The 16,720-nt window shown below is 66.6% G+C and carries 14 protein-coding genes and 2 pseudogenes; 9 read left to right on the forward strand and 7 right to left on the reverse strand.

Annotated features, from left to right (window positions below):
* Nucleotides 1-15 precede the first annotated feature (15 nt).
* The 3 genes from kdpB to ACWGL1_RS13155 are packed head-to-tail and all read right to left on the reverse strand — an operon-like array spanning nt 16 to nt 3,911.
* Nucleotides 16-2,082, reverse strand: coding sequence for a potassium-transporting ATPase subunit KdpB (kdpB, locus tag ACWGL1_RS13145; RefSeq protein ID WP_452112232.1), 2,067 nt, complete (start codon nt 2,080-2,082; stop codon nt 16-18).
* A 13-nt stretch (nt 2,083-2,095) separates the two neighbouring features.
* Complete coding sequence (kdpA, locus tag ACWGL1_RS13150) at nt 2,096-3,808, reverse strand: potassium-transporting ATPase subunit KdpA (protein ID WP_452112233.1); 1,713 nt, start codon at nt 3,806-3,808, stop codon at nt 2,096-2,098.
* Between the two features lie 16 nt (nt 3,809-3,824).
* Complete coding sequence (locus ACWGL1_RS13155) at nt 3,825-3,911, reverse strand: potassium-transporting ATPase subunit F (protein ID WP_452112275.1); 87 nt, start codon at nt 3,909-3,911, stop codon at nt 3,825-3,827.
* 931 nt (nt 3,912-4,842) lie between these two features.
* Here ACWGL1_RS13155 and ACWGL1_RS13160 point away from each other — a divergent pair.
* From ACWGL1_RS13160 to ACWGL1_RS13170, 3 genes and pseudogenes are all read left to right on the forward strand, one after another.
* Nucleotides 4,843-5,271, forward strand: a pseudogene (locus tag ACWGL1_RS13160) (recombinase family protein).
* A pseudogene (locus ACWGL1_RS13165) lies at nt 5,256-5,381 on the forward strand (helix-turn-helix domain-containing protein); the annotation flags it as partial. The pseudogenes ACWGL1_RS13160 and ACWGL1_RS13165, both read left to right, overlap by 16 nt.
* A gap of 603 nt (nt 5,382-5,984) precedes the next feature.
* Nucleotides 5,985-6,383: a hypothetical protein gene (locus ACWGL1_RS13170; protein ID WP_452112234.1), complete on the forward strand. Its 399-nt coding sequence runs from the start codon at nt 5,985-5,987 to the stop codon at nt 6,381-6,383.
* A 189-nt stretch (nt 6,384-6,572) separates the two neighbouring features.
* Here the strand turns inward: ACWGL1_RS13170 and ACWGL1_RS13175 are convergent, their stop codons facing one another.
* The 4 genes from ACWGL1_RS13175 to ACWGL1_RS13190 all read right to left on the reverse strand — a co-directional run bounded on the left by ACWGL1_RS13175 (nt 6,573) and on the right by ACWGL1_RS13190 (nt 9,798).
* Nucleotides 6,573-7,331 (reverse strand): DUF6683 family protein, encoded by a 759-nt coding sequence (locus tag ACWGL1_RS13175; RefSeq protein ID WP_452112235.1) that lies wholly within the window; start codon nt 7,329-7,331, stop codon nt 6,573-6,575.
* 97 nt (nt 7,332-7,428) lie between these two features.
* Nucleotides 7,429-8,091, reverse strand: a complete 663-nt coding sequence (locus ACWGL1_RS13180; protein ID WP_087140545.1) for a hypothetical protein — start codon at nt 8,089-8,091, stop codon at nt 7,429-7,431.
* 88 nt (nt 8,092-8,179) lie between these two features.
* Entirely contained in the window at nt 8,180-8,578 is a 399-nt protein-coding gene (locus tag ACWGL1_RS13185; RefSeq protein ID WP_338574989.1) for a flagellar biosynthetic protein FliO, read from the reverse strand.
* Nucleotides 8,575-9,798 carry an EscU/YscU/HrcU family type III secretion system export apparatus switch protein gene (locus ACWGL1_RS13190; protein WP_338574991.1) on the reverse strand — a complete coding sequence of 408 codons (1,224 nt, stop codon included), beginning with the start codon at nt 9,796-9,798 and terminating at the stop codon, nt 8,575-8,577. The genes ACWGL1_RS13185 and ACWGL1_RS13190 overlap by 4 nt, the downstream gene beginning before the upstream one ends.
* 491 nt (nt 9,799-10,289) lie before the next feature.
* Between ACWGL1_RS13190 and ACWGL1_RS13195 the strand changes: the two genes are divergently transcribed.
* From ACWGL1_RS13195 to ACWGL1_RS13220, 6 genes are read left to right on the forward strand one after another with little or no spacing between them, the layout of a single operon-like run.
* Entirely contained in the window at nt 10,290-10,784 is a 495-nt protein-coding gene (locus ACWGL1_RS13195) for a lytic transglycosylase domain-containing protein (RefSeq protein WP_338574994.1), read from the forward strand.
* A 53-nt stretch (nt 10,785-10,837) separates the two neighbouring features.
* On the forward strand, nt 10,838-12,862 hold the full coding sequence (locus ACWGL1_RS13200; protein ID WP_452112236.1) for an FHIPEP family type III secretion protein: 2,025 nt from the start codon (nt 10,838-10,840) through the stop codon (nt 12,860-12,862).
* A gap of 15 nt (nt 12,863-12,877) precedes the next feature.
* Nucleotides 12,878-14,797 carry a type III secretion system outer membrane ring subunit SctC gene (gene sctC, locus ACWGL1_RS13205; protein WP_452112237.1) on the forward strand — a complete coding sequence of 640 codons (1,920 nt, stop codon included), beginning with the start codon at nt 12,878-12,880 and terminating at the stop codon, nt 14,795-14,797.
* A 6-nt stretch (nt 14,798-14,803) separates the two neighbouring features.
* Complete coding sequence (locus tag ACWGL1_RS13210) at nt 14,804-15,961, forward strand: SctD/MshK family protein (protein WP_452112238.1); 1,158 nt, start codon at nt 14,804-14,806, stop codon at nt 15,959-15,961.
* A 24-nt stretch (nt 15,962-15,985) separates the two neighbouring features.
* On the forward strand, nt 15,986-16,294 hold the full coding sequence (locus tag ACWGL1_RS13215; RefSeq protein ID WP_112999251.1) for a hypothetical protein: 309 nt from the start codon (nt 15,986-15,988) through the stop codon (nt 16,292-16,294).
* A gap of 26 nt (nt 16,295-16,320) precedes the next feature.
* Entirely contained in the window at nt 16,321-16,719 is a 399-nt protein-coding gene (locus tag ACWGL1_RS13220; RefSeq protein ID WP_291775209.1) for a hypothetical protein, read from the forward strand.
* The last annotated feature ends 1 nt before the right edge of the window (nt 16,720 follow it).

Below are 16,720 nucleotides of genomic sequence, written 5' to 3' on the forward strand. Positions count from 1 at the left end.
GATGTTTCCTTCCCCTCAGGCCAGGCCGAGGGCGGAGATGACGATGTCGATGAGCTTGATGCCGATGAAGGGCGCGATCAGACCGCCCAGGCCGTAGATCAGCAGATTACGGCCCAGCAGCTTGCCCGCCCCCACAGCGCGGTATTTCACTCCGCGCAGCGCCAGCGGGATCAGGGCGACGATGACCAGGGCGTTGAAGATAACGGCCGATAGGATGGCGCTTTCCGGGCTGGACAGCTTCATCACGTTCAGCGCCGCCAGCGACGGCAGTCCGACCACGAACATCGCCGGGATGATGGCGAAATACTTGGCCACGTCGTTGGCGATCGAGAAGGTGGTCAGGGCGCCGCGCGTGATCAGCAGTTGCTTGCCCACCTCGACGATCTCGATGACCTTGGTCGGGTCAGAGTCCAGATCGACCATGTTGCCGGCCTCGCGGGCCGCCTGGGCGCCGGTCTGCATGGCCACGCCCACGTCAGCCTGAGCCAAAGCGGGCGCGTCGTTGGCGCCGTCGCCGCACATGGCGACCAGACGCCCCTTGGCCTGTTCAGCCTTGATCAGACGCATCTTGTCCTCGGGCGTGGCCTCGGACAGGAAGTCGTCGACCCCGGCCTCGGACGCGATGGCCGCCGCCGTCACCGGGTTGTCGCCGGTGATCATGACGGTGCGCAGGCCCATGCGGCGCAGGTCGGCGAAGCGCGCCTTCACCCCCGGTTTGACCACGTCCTTCAGGTGGATGACGCCGACCAGAGCCTCGTCCTCGACCACGGCCAGGGGCGTGCCGCCCGAGCGGGCGATGCGGTCCACGGCGGCGCGAAACTCGGCCGGAGCGGCGCTCTCGGCCACGCCTAGCGCCTTCAGCACGGCGTCCACCGCCCCCTTGCGCCACGAGCAGCCGTCCGCTTCCAGTCCTGACTGGCGGGTCACGGCGGTGAAGGGAATGGTCTTCGCCCCTTCCGGCATATCGCCCGTCACGCCCGCGTTGCGGCCCAGCGCGACGATGGAGCGGCCTTCGGGCGTCTCGTCGGTCAGCGAGGCCATAACCGCCGCGCGCATGGCCGCCTCGGGACGGACGCCCAGCGCGGGGATGACCTCGGTCGCCATGCGGTTGCCGAAGGTGATGGTGCCGGTCTTGTCGAGCAGCAAGGTGTCGACGTCGCCTGCCGCCTCCACCGCGCGGCCCGATGTGGCCAGAACATTCACCTTCAGCAACCGGTCCATACCGGCGATGCCGACGGCGGACAGCAGGCCCCCGATCGTCGTGGGGATCAGGGTGATGAACAGGGCGCCCAGAATGATGGGATCCAGCCTGATCCCTGAGTAGGCGCCCAGCCCCAGCAGCGCCGCGACCGCGATCAGAAAAATCAGGCTCAGACCGGCCAGCAGCACCGACAGAGCCAGTTCGTTCGGCGTCTTGCGACGGTCCGCGCCCTCGACCATGGCGATCATGCGATCAAGGAAGGTCGAGCCGGGCGCCGAGGTGATGCGCACCTTGATCCAGTCGGAGACAACCGTAGTGCCGCCCGTGACGGCCGAGCGGTCGCCGCCGCTTTCACGGATGACGGGGGCGCTCTCACCGGTGATGGCGGCCTCATTGACCGAGGCGACGCCTTCGATGATTTCCCCGTCTGAGGGGATGACGTCGCCGGCCTCGACCAGGACGATGGCGCCGATCTCCAGCTCATGCGCCGGGGTCGGGACAAGCGTGCCGGTCTTAGGATCGACGATCAGCTTGGCCTTGGTGGTGACGCGTGAGGCGCGAAGGCTGTCGGCCGCCGCCTTGCCCCGCCCCTCGGCGATGCTTTCGGCGACGTTGGCGAACAGCACCGTGGCCCACAGCCACAGGGCCAGCTGGACGGCGAAGCCTGCCGCCTGCCCCATCGCCACGGCGGCGACCGCTGAAACAGTGGCCAGGGCTGCGACGATCCAGGTGGCGAAGATCACCGGGTTTCTGAGAAGCCGGGTCGGGTTCAGCTTGACGACAGCGTCGCCGAGCGCCCGGCCAAGCATGGCCCCGGTCAGCCCGCCCGCGATGGGCGCAGCAGATCGGGAGCTCGACGGATCGAGCGAGACTTGGGTCATGACGGATATCCGATCAGAACCGGGCCACAATCTGGAGCATGTCGAAATGCTCCCCGATCGGACCCAGAGAGAGGGCTGGGAAGAACTGCAGGCCGCCAAGGATCAGGATCACCCCGATCAACAGGCCGATGAACAGCGGGCCATGCGTGGGCAAGGTGCCGACCGACGGCGCCAGACGCGGCTTGGCGACCAGCGCCCCCGCCACGGCCAGAACTGCGACAGCCGGCACGAACCGGCCCAACAGCATGGCCAGACCCAGGGTGGTGTTCCACCATGGCGTGTTGGCGCTCAATCCGGCGAAGGCCGAGCCGTTGTTCCCCGTCGCCGATGTGTAGGCGTAGAGGATCTCGGACAGGCCATGCGGCCCCTTGTTCAGCAGGCTGGCCAGCGCGTCAGGCAGGACCGCCGCAACCGCTGAAAAGCCCAGCACCGACAACGGCACGACCAGCACCACCAGCATTGCGAATTGGATCTCGCGCACCTCGATCTTCTTGCCCAGATATTCAGGCGTGCGGCCGACCATCAGGCCCGCCACGAAGACCGCCAGCATAGCCATCAGCACTATGACCGCGACGCCCGAACCGATCCCGCCGGGCAGGATCTCGCCCAACTGCATCAGGAACATCGTCACCGCTCCGCCCAGCGGCATATAGCTGGCGTGCATGGAGTTGACCGAGCCGTTCGAGGCGCCGGTCGTCTGGGCCGCCCAAGCGACGGACGACGGCACGCCGAAGCGGACCTCCTTGCCCTCCATGTTCCCGGCGGACGTATCCACGCTGGCCGCGACCAGGGCGGGCGCCGGCTGGCTCTCGACGACATAGAGGGCCGATCCCGCCGCGCTCAGCAACAGGACCGCCGCCACGACCAGGGCGCGCACGTCCTTTTTGGCCATGACGCTGCGGCCGAAGGCGAAGAAGGCCGCCCAGCCCAGGACGTTCACGCTGATCGCCGTGATCAGATTGGTCAACGGGGTCGGGTTCTCCAGCGGGTGCGCCGAGTTGACGCCGAACACGCCGCCGCCGTTGATGCCCAACTGCTTGATGGCCAGCTGGCTGGCGGTCGGGAACAGGCTGATCGTCTGCGATCCGCCCTCCAGCGTCGTCGCCTGCGCCGAGGCCGCCAGCGACTGCACCACGCCCAGACCGGCCAGAACCACCGCGACGATGAAGGCGATGGGCAGCAGGACATAGAGGCTGGTGCGTGTCAGGTCGGCCCAGAAGTTGCCGACGCCCTCGCCGCGATCGGCCAGAAAAGCGCGCGCCAGCGCCGCCGCAATGGTCGCGCCGGTGGCCGCCGAGACGAAGTTCTGCACCGTCAGCCCGACCATCTGGCTGAAGGTCGAGACGGTGGTTTCCCCGCCATAGCTCTGCCAGTTGGTATTGGTGACGAAGCTGACGGCGGTGTTGAAGGCCAGATGCGGGCTAAGGCCGCCGAACCCCTGCGGGTTCATCGGCAGCACGCCCTGCAGGCGCAGCATTCCATAGAGCAGCAGAAAGCCCGCCAAGTTGAACGCCAACAGCGCCCCAGCATAGCCCAGCCAGCCCTGACTGCGTGCCGCATCAACCCCTGCGGCCCGATAGAACAGGCCCTCGACCGGCTTCAGCACCGGGTCCAGCCAGGTCCGCTCGCCGTTCCAGACGCGCGACATATAGACCCCGATCGGCCAGCCGAGCACAACGGCCAGGCCGAGGGTCAGGGCGATCTCCGCCCATCCTTGAATGTTCATGAGAAGGCGGCTCCGTTCAGAACCGCTCGGGACGCAGCAGGGCCGCGACCATGTAGCCGGCGATGATGAGGGCTCCGGCGCCCCACAGGACGTTCAGCCACATGTCACAACCTCTTCAACGCAGCGGCGAGAGCGGCGAAGGCCAGAAAGGCCCCGCCGCCGACCGCCAGAAAAATCACATCGGCCATGCCGACACCTCCAGCTCGACTGAGAGCCGGAGGAGACACCCTGGAGGCATAAGGGAGCCATGCGGAACACAGCCCCCCGCATAAGGCGCGCGTAAAGAGCCCCTTACGCGGGCCTTACGCCGAAGCTTCCAAACAGCATCGCCCGATTATGGCCGGTCAGGCTTTCATGGCGAGGAAAGGAACTCGACACATGAGCCGCTGCAGCCTTCTTCGGCAGTCGTTGACCGGCACGCCCGTCAAAGTCATCGCCCCTGACGTCTGGTGGATGACTATGACGCTCGTCGGCCTCGCTTTCGGCGTGCGCCCAGCCGGCGCCGCCGGAGAGCGTCGCCCATGATGACCGGTTACATCGAGGGGCGTCCGATGCATCCCGCATTGCCCCGCCAATACCGGGTCGTCGCGTCAGGCGAGGGTTGGTGCGTGACCTTGGGCGAGGCCCGCACAACGCCCTTCCAGCACCAGCGCCAAGCTGAACGGATTGCTAGGGCGCTACAGAGACAGGCTGATGCCCTGCGAGACTAGAGAAACCGCCAACAGCCCGAAGGAGCGACATCCCGTTATCGGTAGCGGCTCGGTCAGGGCCAAACAATTTCACCCGCACGGTCGCGCGTATGCTGAGGGGTTGCTCCAGCGGACACCCGCATGATGCAGAAAGCGGACCTTCCGAAGCACTGCTTTGAGTCAGAAACAGACCTAATCAGCTGCGTCATAAATGACTGTTTCTGATACATGACAGTCGGTACAGATCACTCTGGCAGGATTTCTATGCCGGTCGTGTTGCAGTAACCTGTTGCGAAATCAGCGTCTCAACGGACGTCACACTAACGGGTTTTGACGCAAATACTCTTGGGTTACGCGAGAGTCTCGACTGATGAGCAGAATTTGGAGCTCCAGGCGGACGCGTTAAGTGCGGCCGGCTGCGACCGCATATTCTCTGACAAGCTGGGCGGCAGCAGACTGGACCGTCCTGGGTTGGCCGCCGCTCTGTCTCACCTCCGTTCAGGCGACACTCTGGTTGTGTGGAAGCTTGATCGCCTTGGATGCACGGTGCGTCAGCTCGTCGCCAAGCTGAACTAGGAAAGCATCGAGTTTCGAAGCCTGACTGATAGCATCGACACGACCACGCCCGCTGGAAGGTTCTTCTTCCATATGATGGCGGCTCTAGCTGAAATGGAGCGCGATCTGACCCGGGAACGCACAATGGCCGGTTTAGCCGCTGCCCGCGCCCGAGGCCGGATGGGCGGGCTCCCCCTGCCCTTTCACCGAGACAACTGACTCAAGCGCGGCATCTGATGCAGCATCCCGATCAGACGATGGCCGAGATCGCAGCTACCTTGGGCGTTTCCCGTAGCACGTTGTATCGTGCTCTCCGCCCGAAGTCCTGAGGGCTGTGACCGATTTTGTCGTCTGCAACGGCTAAGGTCGTTCTCACGCAAGCGAGGCTTAGTATGGGTTTTGCGCCGCTTGGCACGATCCAATCCGTGGCTCCTGTCGAACACTGGCGATGTAAAACGCACCTTGAACATACCCGTCCTAGGACTAGGAACGCTGGAGGTGCGGGCAGCCATGTCTCTCTCCGAAAAACAGCGGCGACGACTTCTGGCCGAGCAAGACCGTTAGCCAGAATCCTTGCCGCTTGGTTTCCAATGAACCAGGAACCTGCAGTTCTATGGAATTCAGCGAGTTGGGGCCTGACGATTCAGGAGCGCTGACAGCTCTGCTTCACGTCGCCTGGAAGCCTCAACCCAGCGCTGGGGCTTACGACGCGCATCGAGCACCGGAGCACCACGCCGCATATTGTCCGTTGCTCATTTCTGGATATGCTTCCTTGCCTAACGCGTCGATTTTGCGAGGATTTCATGCACTTCCTGTCCGCCGCCGCCGCCGCCGCCATCGCTCTCCTCGGTTTGACGGCCTGCAGCCCGTCCCCCGACAGCGCTCCCAACGAGAAGCCTGTAGTTGAAGCTTCGCAAGCCGCGCCTCGAGTCATGACGGATACAGCGCCGGCCTCCGGCGCCGACGACGACGCCTTGTTCAAGCGCGACGAACCGGCGGACGCGACCATGACCCTGAATCGCGAGAGCGCCGGCTGGCGCGTCGCCTTCCGGGCCGGAGGCGTGCCGAATGGCCCCGCGACCGCCGCCGACTGTGAACTTCAGGCGGTCGGGCTGCAGAACCGAGAGGACGTCATCGCTGCGCGCGTGGTTCCGTTCGAGGGCGAACTGAACGTGATCACCGCCGCCGACATCGGGGCGGACGCACCGGTTATTCAAGTCCGCATGGGGCCGGAGGGCGCGTTCGTTCAGGATGGCGGAGCCGCAGCCCGTTTCTGCGGCATGGGATCCGATATCGACGGCTTCTACCGCAGGACCGGATCTCCCGAGTGAGCGCCGGGCCCGTCCTCCGGGCGTCCCCGCCTCACCCTACCGTCGCCGAAGCAAGGCCGCGCCAATCGCCGCAACGGCGAGGGCTACGGTCGCCAATCCAGCCGCCCCATAGACCATAAGGTCCGGAGAGAGACCGCTCCGCATATTCTCAGACGAGGGTTTGGCCTCCGGGCTCCCGCCCTGCCCCTTTCAAGAAGCGGCTACAAACCCGTTTCCCGTCAGTCGCAATTGGCGCAGATCGACGTTCATCTCATTCTGGAACCGTGTCGTCGCCGCGTTCTGCAGGCGACGCTGCATCGTCGCGTCATTGTCCCGCATGGCGTCTTCATAGGCGACGCTCTGAGCGATGAAGTTGAGGATGAGTACCTCCGCCATCTCCTGCTTCTGCGCGTCATTCAGGCCTGTAAAGGAACGATTGTCGCCCATCATGGCGCGAACTTGCGACTGAACGCTCTGAACCTGAGCCCTGCTGACGGATCTCACATCGTTGGCGATCTGCCAGTTCAGCATCCAGTAGGCCGTCATGGCGTCCGCCACATCACCGCGACGCAAGCCGTATTGTGAAACGTGCTGTCCCCAGCGGGCGAAGAAGTCCTGCTGATCCATCGCCGCCGCGATTCCCGCCCCGTCGCCGCCTGTCGAGCGGACAAAGTCCGCGAATTGGCGTTTGACGCGCTGCGTGATGGCCGGCGACGACTGATATGTGGTGCGGGCGGAGGCGGCGGCGCGACGGCCCGATGCCGCCGCTCCAGCCGCCACTCCGCCTCGCGCGGGAGCACGCGCCTGAGAGGACGACTCCATCATGTTGTCGCGCATGGCGGCGTGCATCTGGTTCATCGCGTCCGCCGTCGCGAAGCCCTGGAAGGCGTAGTCCTGAGCCTGAGTCTGGGACGCGCAGAGCAGAACCGCTGCGACCGCTCCCGCCAGAAACACCTGCTTGCCGCTCATCTCCGCCTCTCCATCACTTTGAAAAACGCTCATTCCTCAAAAGCACAACGGCGGGCGAAGGTTTCGCCCGCCGTTCCACAAATCAGCCTTTCCGGCTTTATCCCTGCTTGCGAGCCAGGGTCGAAGCGGATTCGCCGATCGACTTCAGGGCGTTGTTCAGCGCTTGGGACACGAAATCCAACTCCTTGCCGACGGCCGTCATTTCGGCAGACAGGCTGCCCATCTTCGGCTTCTTCTTCTGGCTTTCGGCGTCGATCTTCTCGCCGATCTCGGCCATGCGCTCCATCTTGGCGTCCAGGACGCTGCCCAGCGCCAGCGCCAGGCGCAGCATGAAGCTCTTGCCGTTCAGGCCGCCGGGGACGGCGTTGCCTTCTTCATCGCGGCCGCCGGTGCGGGCCTTCTCCAGGGTCTTGTCGACCAGATCCTGAACGATGTCGTTCATCTGACGCTCGATGCCGCCGGCTTCGAAGGCGCCGCCGCCCGTGGCCTGCGCCAGGCCCGCCGCGGATTCGCCGATGCTCTGGAAGGCGCCTCCCGTGTTGCCCGTCGCTGCTGCGAAAGCGCCGATCGACAGATCGATCACCGACTGCGGAAGGCCCAGAGCCTGACCGACCTGTTGCAGGACCTGCTGGCCGATGGACGACACGACCTGGGTCAGAGCCGCCTGAACCAGAGCCGAGGTGCCGCCCGTCGCGACCGCCAGGGCCGCCTGGCTGATGAGGCTGCCGATATTGAAGCCGCCGCCGCCGATGCCGAACATGATCTTTCCTCCGAATGGTGTGCGTTTCCGGTTCGCCGGCCAGGCGCCTCGCCCGGAAACCCGACGACCTCACGAAACCACCCGCCCCTTATCCTCGGTAGTCAGGCCGTTCCCCAGCTAGGGACTTCCCTAGCCAACGACGCAGACGCGGCGGGACGCGGGCGGCGACCGCCGCTGTCTGGACGCTCGCGGCCTCGGCGCGGGCGGCATCCTCGGCGATCTCTTCGGCCGTGCGGGCGCGACGGTCCAGAACGGTGATCCCGCCCGCCGTGACGCCCAGCAACAGCACCTCGTCGCGCCAGACCACCACGGTCGCCCGCTCGCGCGCACCCAACGGCAGGGAACGGATGAAGCGTATCTCATCGCCGCTGGGCGCCCCGCTCTGGACCTTCTTCAACATGCGGATCGAGAAGAAGGCCAACCCCAGCACCAGGGCGAGCGCGACCAGGACGGTCAGAAAGTCCATCAACAAGGCGAACGGCGTCATTGCGTCTCCGGAGAGGAAGCCACGCCGTCGTCGGGCATGGCGGGAAAGAGAGGACCGTTGCGGACAGGAGCGGCTTCAACCGCAGCGCCCTCGCCCGGATCTGCGCCCTGACCTTCGAGCTCGTCGGTCAGATCGACGGGGTCGAGCGTCTCGCCGCGCGCTGCTTCATCGCGCAAGCGGCGCGCCGTCAGGATCACCTCGGCGACGGCGGCGAACATGTCCTCGGGCACCACGGCCTCGACCGGCACCTGTTCGTGCAGGGCGCGGGCCAGGGGAACGTTGCGGATGATCGGCACCCCTTCGCGCTCGGCCATGCCGCGCATGGCGCGGGCGATCAGGCCGTCGCCCTTGCCCGCCACCACGGGCACGACGTGCTCGCCGGGATCATAGGCCAGGGACACGGCTATATGGGTCGGATTGACCACCAGGGCCGCCGCGCCGCGCACGGACCCGACGGCGCTGGATTGAGCCCACTCCTGAGCCAGTTCGCGGCGGCGCGCCTTGACCGTGGGATCCCCCTCCATGTCCTTCGCCTCCTGGCGGATATCGCGTCGGCTCATCCGCAGCCGTTTCATGAAGCTGAAGCGCTGGTAGGCCGAATCCAGGATGGCGACAAAGACGAACACCACCAGGGTCCAGCCCAGCAGGTGAAAGCCCGCCGCGCCGAACGCACCCAGCACCTCGCCCGGCTGCGCCGCCGGCAGGCGCAGGATGCGATCGAACTGGCCGAATAGGATCAGCCCCGCCAGCCCCAGCAGCAAGGCCGTCTTCACCAGCGACTTCGCCACCTCGAACAGGTTGTCGGTGTTGAACATCCGCTTCAGCCCCTCGCCGGGGTTCAGATGATCCAGCTTGGGCGTCATCTTCTCGAGGGTGAAGACCGGCCCGGTCTGCAGGAACTCCATCAGCGACGCGAACAGGGCCACCGGCAGCAGCAACAGCGCCGTCAGATAGACGAACCGCCGCGCCGCCGACCAGGCGACCTGTTCGAAGGCGTCGCCGAACGGCTGGTCCATCACGCGGAATACATCGTCGAACAGGGCGGCGAAATTCGCGAACACCGCCCCCGCCAGCATCAGGCCGACCAGCAGCCAGGCCAGCAGCACGGCGGTGGAGCCGATGTCCTTGCTCTTGGCGACGTCGCCCTTCTTGCGCGCGTCCTGAAGCCGTTTCGGTGTCGGCCGCTCTGTCTTGTCGCCGCCGTCGTTCTTCTCCGCCACGCGCGCTCCGCTTCATCGAACAGGGATGAAAAACATCAAAAACAAGCTTTGCCGAATACAGAAACGGCAAAGCTTATGGTCAAGCTTACACTTTATCCGAACCCTGACCGCTTCAGAAAAAAAGCAAGCTAGGGTTAACCCTACTGGCAAAAATTTTCATTACCGATCTCGTTGACAACATTCATGAGCAATAATATCGCTGTCACACAAGATCGAAATTCACATAGCTTCGGGCGAAATACGAAGTGAGACAATTTTGCTCGGTAACCGGCACAGTAATACTTGTTATTACTGCATGGAATCATTCCGCAATTGCGGAAGACTGTAGCGTCACCTCGCCGCAACTGGTCGCTTCAGCCGCTTCCGTCAGCCAGTTTTCCCTGGCGCTGGGAAGCGGAGCGGTCGGACCAACGCCTTGTTCTGCACACGCCCCGCGAGCGGTTCAGGCGGCGCAGCAACTGCTGATCTACGACAATGAGTCGCCGACCGAGGTGATCGGTTCCTCAGAAACCGTTGCTTTTTACAGGTCGGAAAGTGTCACGACCGGCGCGGGACCGCATCGCAACAGGACTCCGCACGGCGATCTGATCACAGCGGCGGCGCGCGAACACGACATCGACCCGGCCCTCCTGCAGGCGATCATCAGCGTGGAATCCGCTGACGACCCGAACGCCCGCTCGCCCGTCGGCGCTCGCGGCCTGATGCAGGTGATGCCCGCCACCGGCCGTCGCTTCGGCGTCGCCGACGAGATGCGGCTGCACGAACCGGAAACCAACATTCGCGCCGCCTCGCGCTACCTGAAGACGTTGCAGGGCCTGTTCGGCAACGACCTGCGCCTGGTGCTGGCCGCCTACAACGCCGGCGAAGGCGCCGTGCAGCGTTACGGCCGCAACATCCCGCCCTACCGCGAGACCCAGGACTACGTCCGCAAGGTCATGGCTCGCTACGACCAGCTCCTCACCGCCCGCCGCTCCTCCTTCCGATAATTCTCACCGATCTCCCGTTCGGCCTGATCCGCCGGCAGCCACAAGGCGCGTCCATGTCCTTCGCCAGCCCGCTGAAACTGCTGGGCCTGCGCCATAACGGCGGAGGCGTCGGTCGCTACTCGGACCTGTTTCTGGTGGCGGGGGTGGCGGCGATCATCGCCATGATGATCATGCCCCTGCCGTCGCTGGCGATCGACGCCCTGGTGGCGATCAACATCAGCGCGGGCGTGGTGATGCTGCTGGTGTCGATCTACATCGCCTCGATCGTCGACATCTCGGTCTTCCCCAGCCTGCTGCTGATCACGACCCTGTTCCGGCTGGCGCTGTCGATCGCGACGACGCGGATGATCCTGCTGGAAGGCCACGCCGGGGCGATCATCAACACCTTCGGCAACATGGTGGCGGGCGGTAATCTGGTCGTCGGCCTGGTGGTCTTCCTGATCATCACCGTCGTGCAGTTCATCGTCATCGCCAAGGGCGCCGAACGGGTGGCCGAGGTCGCCGCCCGCTTCAGCCTGGACGCGATGCCGGGCAAGCAGCTGTCGATCGATTCCGATCTGCGCTCGGGCCTGATCGACAAGGACGAGGCCAAGCGCCGTCGCCGCCTGCTCGAGATGGAGAGCAAGCTGAACGGCAATCTCGACGGCGCGATGAAGTTCGTGAAGGGCGACGCCATCGCCGGGATCATCATCGTGGTGATCAACCTGCTGGGCGGTCTGGCCGTGGGCATGCTGCAGAACGGCATGGATTTCGGCGCGGCGGTCCAGAAATACTCCATCCTGACCATCGGCGACGGCATGGTGATGCAGATCCCGGCCCTGCTGGCGGCCATGTCGGCGGGCCTGCTGGTGACGCGCGGCGGCGATTCCGAGACCGACGCCCACCTGGGCGCCTCGATGCACCGCCAGTTGTCGGCCCAGCCCAAGGTCTTCCTGGTCGCGGGCGGGATGTGCTGGCTGTTGGCCCTAGTGCCGGGCTTTCCGACCGTGGTCTTCCTGCTGCTGGGCGCGGTCGCCATGACCGCCTCGGTCATGATCGAGCCGCGTTGGCGCAAGTCGGCCGGGCGCAGGGTCAAGGCCCTGACCGGCCGCGCCGCCGCCGAAGCCGACGGTCCCATCGCCTCGACCCAGACACGCCCGACAGAAGGCGCCGCCATGACGCCTCTGCTGCTGGAGATCGACGGCCGCGCCCTGCGCGCGACCGATCCGGAGCGCCTGACCGCCGCCCTGGAGACCCTGCTGGACGAGTTCGAGGCGTCGCTGGGCGTGGCCCTCCCGCGCGTGACCGTGCGCTACGGCCCGGCCGAGGCGGCCGACCGCTGGCGGCTAATGGCGTTCGAGGCGCCTCTGGGCGCGGGCGATCCCGGCCTGGCCGAAGATGCGCTGGATGCGACTCTGGCCGGCGTGCGCGGCCTGCTGCGCCGCAACGCGGGGATGTTCATCGGCATTCAGGAGGCCTCGATCCTGCTGAACCGCGCCGGCGAGAGCTATCCCGAGGTGGTCAAGGAGGTCGCGCGCGCCCTGCCCCTGGCCCGCATCGCCGAGATCATGCGTCGCCTGGCCGAGGAAGAGGTGCCGCTGCGCAACCTGCGCGACATCCTGGAATCCCTGGCCGACGCCGGTCAGCGCGAGAAGGATCCGCTGGCCCTGACCGAGTTCGCCCGCGTGGCCCTGCGTCGCCAGATCAGCCACCGCTACGCCCCCGACGGGGTGCTGAAGGCCGCCGTGCTGGAGCCCGCGCTGGAGAAGCACCTGCGCGAATCCATCCGCGTCGGCGGCGCCGGTCAGCAGCTGGCGCTGGAGCCGGACATGGCCCGCCAGATCATCGAGGCCGTTCAGAAGACGGTGCGCGACACGAACGCCGACGCCGTGCTGGCCGCCATCGACCTGCGCCGTCACATCCGCAAGCTGGTCGAGCCCGAGCTGTTCGACACCCCCGCCCTGTCCTTCCACGAGTTGCTGCCCAGTCTGAAGCTCGAGATCGTCGGCCGGGTCACCCTGCCCGACCTCGACGCGGCGACGCCGGCGGCTGTTCCCGCCCCCTCCGCTCCCCCCGCCTCCACGGCCGCTGCGGCCTGAAACGACGGACCCTGCATGACGATCAAGACGCCGACCGCCCGCAAGAGCTTCAAGACCGCCCTCCTGGCCATGGCTTCCCTGGCCACGCTGCTCGGCCTGTCCGCGCCCGCTGCGGCGGGCGACCCGCCGATCAGCAACCAGACCCTGCAGATCGCCCCGCGCGAACAGCCGGTGGGTCAGTTCCTGCAAAGCTTCTTCGGCCAGCTGGGCGTGCCGGTGATCATCAGCCCCAACCTGCGAGGGACGGTGAACGGCGCCTTCAGCGGCCCGGCCTCGACCATCTTCAGCCAGGTGGCGGACGCCTTCGACCTAGTGGCCTATTACGACGGCGGGGCGGTCTACATTTATCAGACCTCCGAACTGACCAGTCAGTCGATCCCCGCCTCGCCGCAAATGCTGCGCCGCGTGCGCGCCACGGCGCAGGAAATGGGCCTGCTGGACAGCCGCAACACCCTTCAGCCCGCCGGGCAGATGCTGATCGCCAACGGCACCCGCCGCTTCATCCAGCAGATCGACGAGATCGCCCGGGCCGGCCCCGGCGCCCGCGCCGAAGCCGCCCAACCGACCTATGAGTATCGCGTCTTCACCCTGCGCTATGCCTGGGCCGAGGACGTGACCTTTGAGACGGCCCAGAGCGAAGTCACCATTCCAGGCGTCGCCTCCATCCTGCGCGCCATGGTCAGCAACGACCCGAACGGCGCCGTCGCCCGCCGCATCGAGACGCGACGCTCGCCGCGCGTCGGGGGCCTGCGCGGTCAGGGCCTGGCGTCGCAGGGCGCGGCGCAGAACGGCCTGATGGACGCCAGCTATGTCGATGGCGGCTTCACCTCCACGCCGGACACGCTCGGTCTGGCGCTGGCGGATGAGCAGATGGCGGGCGGCGCGCCGGTCCAGCACGCACGCATCCAGGCCGACACGCGCCTGAACGCCGTCATCGTGCGCGACACGGCCGACCGCATGGGCGCCTATGAGGCGCTGATCGCCGCCCTGGACAAGGAGCCGCAGCTTCTCGAAATCCAGGCCACCATCATCGACATCGACACCACTCGCGCCCGTCAACTGGGCATCAGCTGGCGCTTCGACGACGGGCGCGGCGGAGTGCTGTTCGGCGACGGCACACGCAACGACGACCGCCTGCGTCGCGGCCAGGACATCACCCCGCGCAACAACGGCCTGGCCATCTCGACCATCATCGGCAACGGGGACTACTTCGTCTCGCGCATCACGGCGATGGAGGATGAAGGCGTCGCCCGCATCGTCTCGCGGCCGCAGATCGTCACCCTGTCGAACGTCCAGGCCCTGTTCGAGAACACCCGCAGCTTCTACGTCGGCCTGGAAGGCGAACGGGACGTCGATCTCTACAACGTCACCGCCGGGACCACGCTGAAGGTCACGCCCCACGTCCTGCGCGACCAGAACCAGACCCGCATCCGGATGCAGATCCAGATCGAGGACGGCTCCCTGACCGACGCCGATGTCGACGACATCCCGGTCGTGCAACGTGCGGCCCTGAACACCCAGGCCATGATCCTGGAAGGCCAAAGCCTGCTGCTGGGCGGCATGGTGGTGCAGCAGGACGTCAACGCTGTGACCAAGGTGCCGGTGCTGGGCGACATCCCGGCTGTGGGCCTGCTGTTCCGTCGCTCGGAGCGTTCGACGGGCCGGATCGAGCGCCTGTTCCTGATCACGCCGCGCCTGGCCTCCATCGGCGAGGAAGCGCCTGCGCCGCGTCTCGACTTCGGCGCAATGCCCGGCTCGCCCGAAACCCAGCCCCTGCCCGCCGCCCCGGCCCTGCCCAAGGGCGGATCGCGCATGGGCTTCAACCAGGGTTCGGCGCCGAACGACCCCCTGCCCGCCCCGGCCGCTACGCCCGCCGTCGCCGTGCGCGAAGCGCCGCCGCCCGGCTTCACCCCCTATGAACCGGCCAAGGACTGATCCGCCATGCCCGCCGACGCCGTCGCCGCCCCCGAGATCGAAAGCCTGGTCCTTCGCGTCCTGGCCGGGCGCGTGCGCGGCGCCTCGGCGCCTCTGGAGCGGGGCCGCGTCATCGCCGTGGGCCATGACCTGGACGCCGACATCGTACTGCGCGACGCCAGCGCCGAGGGAGTGCGGCTGACGCTGAAGGCGCGGGCGGACGCCGCCGACCTGGACCTGACCTCCGGCGCCGTGACCTTGCTGGGGCATGAGCTGACCGCCCCGGCCCAGGCCATCCTGCCCCTCTATCTGCCGCTGCTGATCGGCGACAACGCCGTCGCCATCGGCGAGGCCGAAAGCCCGCGCTGGAGCGAGGCCGAGCGCATCCTGGCCGCCGCCCGCCCCTTGCCGGACGATGACGGCGATGAGGACGCGGCACCGGCCGACGACGGCCGCAACTGGCAGTATCTACTGAACAACACCAACGCCCTGGTGTCGCGCTCGGCCAAGTTCGTTCCGGTGCTGCTGATCGCCGTGGTCACCATCTCGGCCCTTTTCGCCATCAGTTCGGGCATCCCCGCCTGGCCCAAGTCGCAGCCCAAGCCCGCCAAGGTTCAGGCCGTCCTGTCGGAGGAAGGCTTCGACAAGCTGGTCGTCATCAAGACCGAGGCCGGCGACCTGCGCATCGAGGGAATGCTGACCTCGGACGCCGAACGCGTGCGCCTGCAGCGCGTCCTGGCGGCCCGCGAATGGCGCCCCCGCCTGGAGCTTCAGACTCACGACGGCATCGCCCGCCAGGTCGAGGAGCTCTACCTCGCCAACGGGGTGAGGGCGGCCGCGCGCTCGGTCGGCGCGGGCATGGTGCGCCTGGACGTCACCGGCAGCGACCCTGACGAAGCCGCCCGTCTGGAGCGACTGGCCATGGGCGAGGTCAAGGGCCTGCGTCGCATCGACGTCAGCCTGCTGCCGGGCGCCGACGAGGGCGGCCGCTTCGAGGACATTCAACAGGGCGGCGGGAAGCGGGTGGTGTCGGTAATCGGCGGCGAGCGCGGCCACGTCACCACCGCCGACGGCGCCCGCTACTTCCCCGGCGCCGTCCTGCCGACCGGCCACCGCATCGTCTCGATCGAGGACACCCGCGTCCTGGTCGAGCGCAACGGCTCCCGTTCCGAACTCAACTTCTGACCCCAGCCCAAAAGGAGAATTCCCATGTCATCCCAAAGTCTGAACGGCCTCGGAATGCTGGCCGTCTCGCCCGGCCTGAACAGCGAGCGCGACAAGGCGCGCCCCGGCTCCTGGTTCGAGGCCATGGCCCATTCGTGGGGTCAGACCCTGGACGCCCAGGCCGGCCGCATCGTCGAACTGTCCGAACAGATCGGACCGGGCGGCGAGGACAAGCCCTCGACCATGGCCATGCTGACCGCCGAGTCGATGCGCATGAACTTCATGGCCAACTCCTCCTCCACCTCGACCGACTCCGTCGGCAAGGCGCTGGAGACCATGGCTCGCAAGAACTGAGCCCTTCATTTCAACAGGAGGGGCTCATGTCCTTCGAAGCTTCAGCCGCCGCAGCGGCCATGCCGCCCGAGATGCTGCAACTCCAGACGCAGCAGATCGACGTCGGCTACAACGCCACCCTCAGTCAGGCGGTGCAGTTCCAGAACCTGCTGCACGTCACGCCCCTGTCGGCTCCGGCCGCCCCGACCGAGCCCAATGGCGTCATGAAGACCATGATGGGCGCCCTGGAGCAGGTGAACGGTCAGGCCTCGGACCTGGCCGCCCTGGCCCAGGCCGCCGAGGGCAAGGCCGGCGGCATGACGCCGGGCGAGATGGTCATGATGACCGTCCGCGCGCACGAGTTCATGTTCAACTGCCAACTCACCTCCAACATGGCCAACCGCACCTCGGACGGCCTACAGCAGCTGTTCCGGCAACAGTCCTGAG

The sequence above is a fragment of the Brevundimonas sp. NPDC055812 genome (genome assembly GCF_053616535.1).

Excerpts from the sequence above, each read along its gene's own strand:
- kdpB (WP_452112232.1), bottom strand. The coding sequence starts at position 2,082 with ATGACCCAAGTCTCGCTCGATCCGTCGAGCTCCCGATCTGCTGCGCCC.
- kdpA (WP_452112233.1), bottom strand. The coding sequence starts at position 3,808 with ATGAACATTCAAGGATGGGCGGAGATCGCCCTGACCCTCGGCCTGGCC.
- ACWGL1_RS13155 (WP_452112275.1), bottom strand. The coding sequence starts at position 3,911 with ATGTGGCTGAACGTCCTGTGGGGCGCCGGAGCCCTCATCATCGCCGGC.
- ACWGL1_RS13170 (WP_452112234.1), top strand. The coding sequence starts at position 5,985 with ATGACGGATACAGCGCCGGCCTCCGGCGCCGACGACGACGCCTTGTTC.
- ACWGL1_RS13175 (WP_452112235.1), bottom strand. The coding sequence starts at position 7,331 with ATGAGCGGCAAGCAGGTGTTTCTGGCGGGAGCGGTCGCAGCGGTTCTG.
- ACWGL1_RS13180 (WP_087140545.1), bottom strand. The coding sequence starts at position 8,091 with ATGTTCGGCATCGGCGGCGGCGGCTTCAATATCGGCAGCCTCATCAGC.
- ACWGL1_RS13185 (WP_338574989.1), bottom strand. The coding sequence starts at position 8,578 with ATGACGCCGTTCGCCTTGTTGATGGACTTTCTGACCGTCCTGGTCGCG.
- ACWGL1_RS13200 (WP_452112236.1), top strand. The coding sequence starts at position 10,838 with ATGTCCTTCGCCAGCCCGCTGAAACTGCTGGGCCTGCGCCATAACGGC.
- sctC (WP_452112237.1), top strand. The coding sequence starts at position 12,878 with ATGACGATCAAGACGCCGACCGCCCGCAAGAGCTTCAAGACCGCCCTC.
- ACWGL1_RS13210 (WP_452112238.1), top strand. The coding sequence starts at position 14,804 with ATGCCCGCCGACGCCGTCGCCGCCCCCGAGATCGAAAGCCTGGTCCTT.
- ACWGL1_RS13215 (WP_112999251.1), top strand. The coding sequence starts at position 15,986 with ATGTCATCCCAAAGTCTGAACGGCCTCGGAATGCTGGCCGTCTCGCCC.
- ACWGL1_RS13220 (WP_291775209.1), top strand. The coding sequence starts at position 16,321 with ATGTCCTTCGAAGCTTCAGCCGCCGCAGCGGCCATGCCGCCCGAGATG.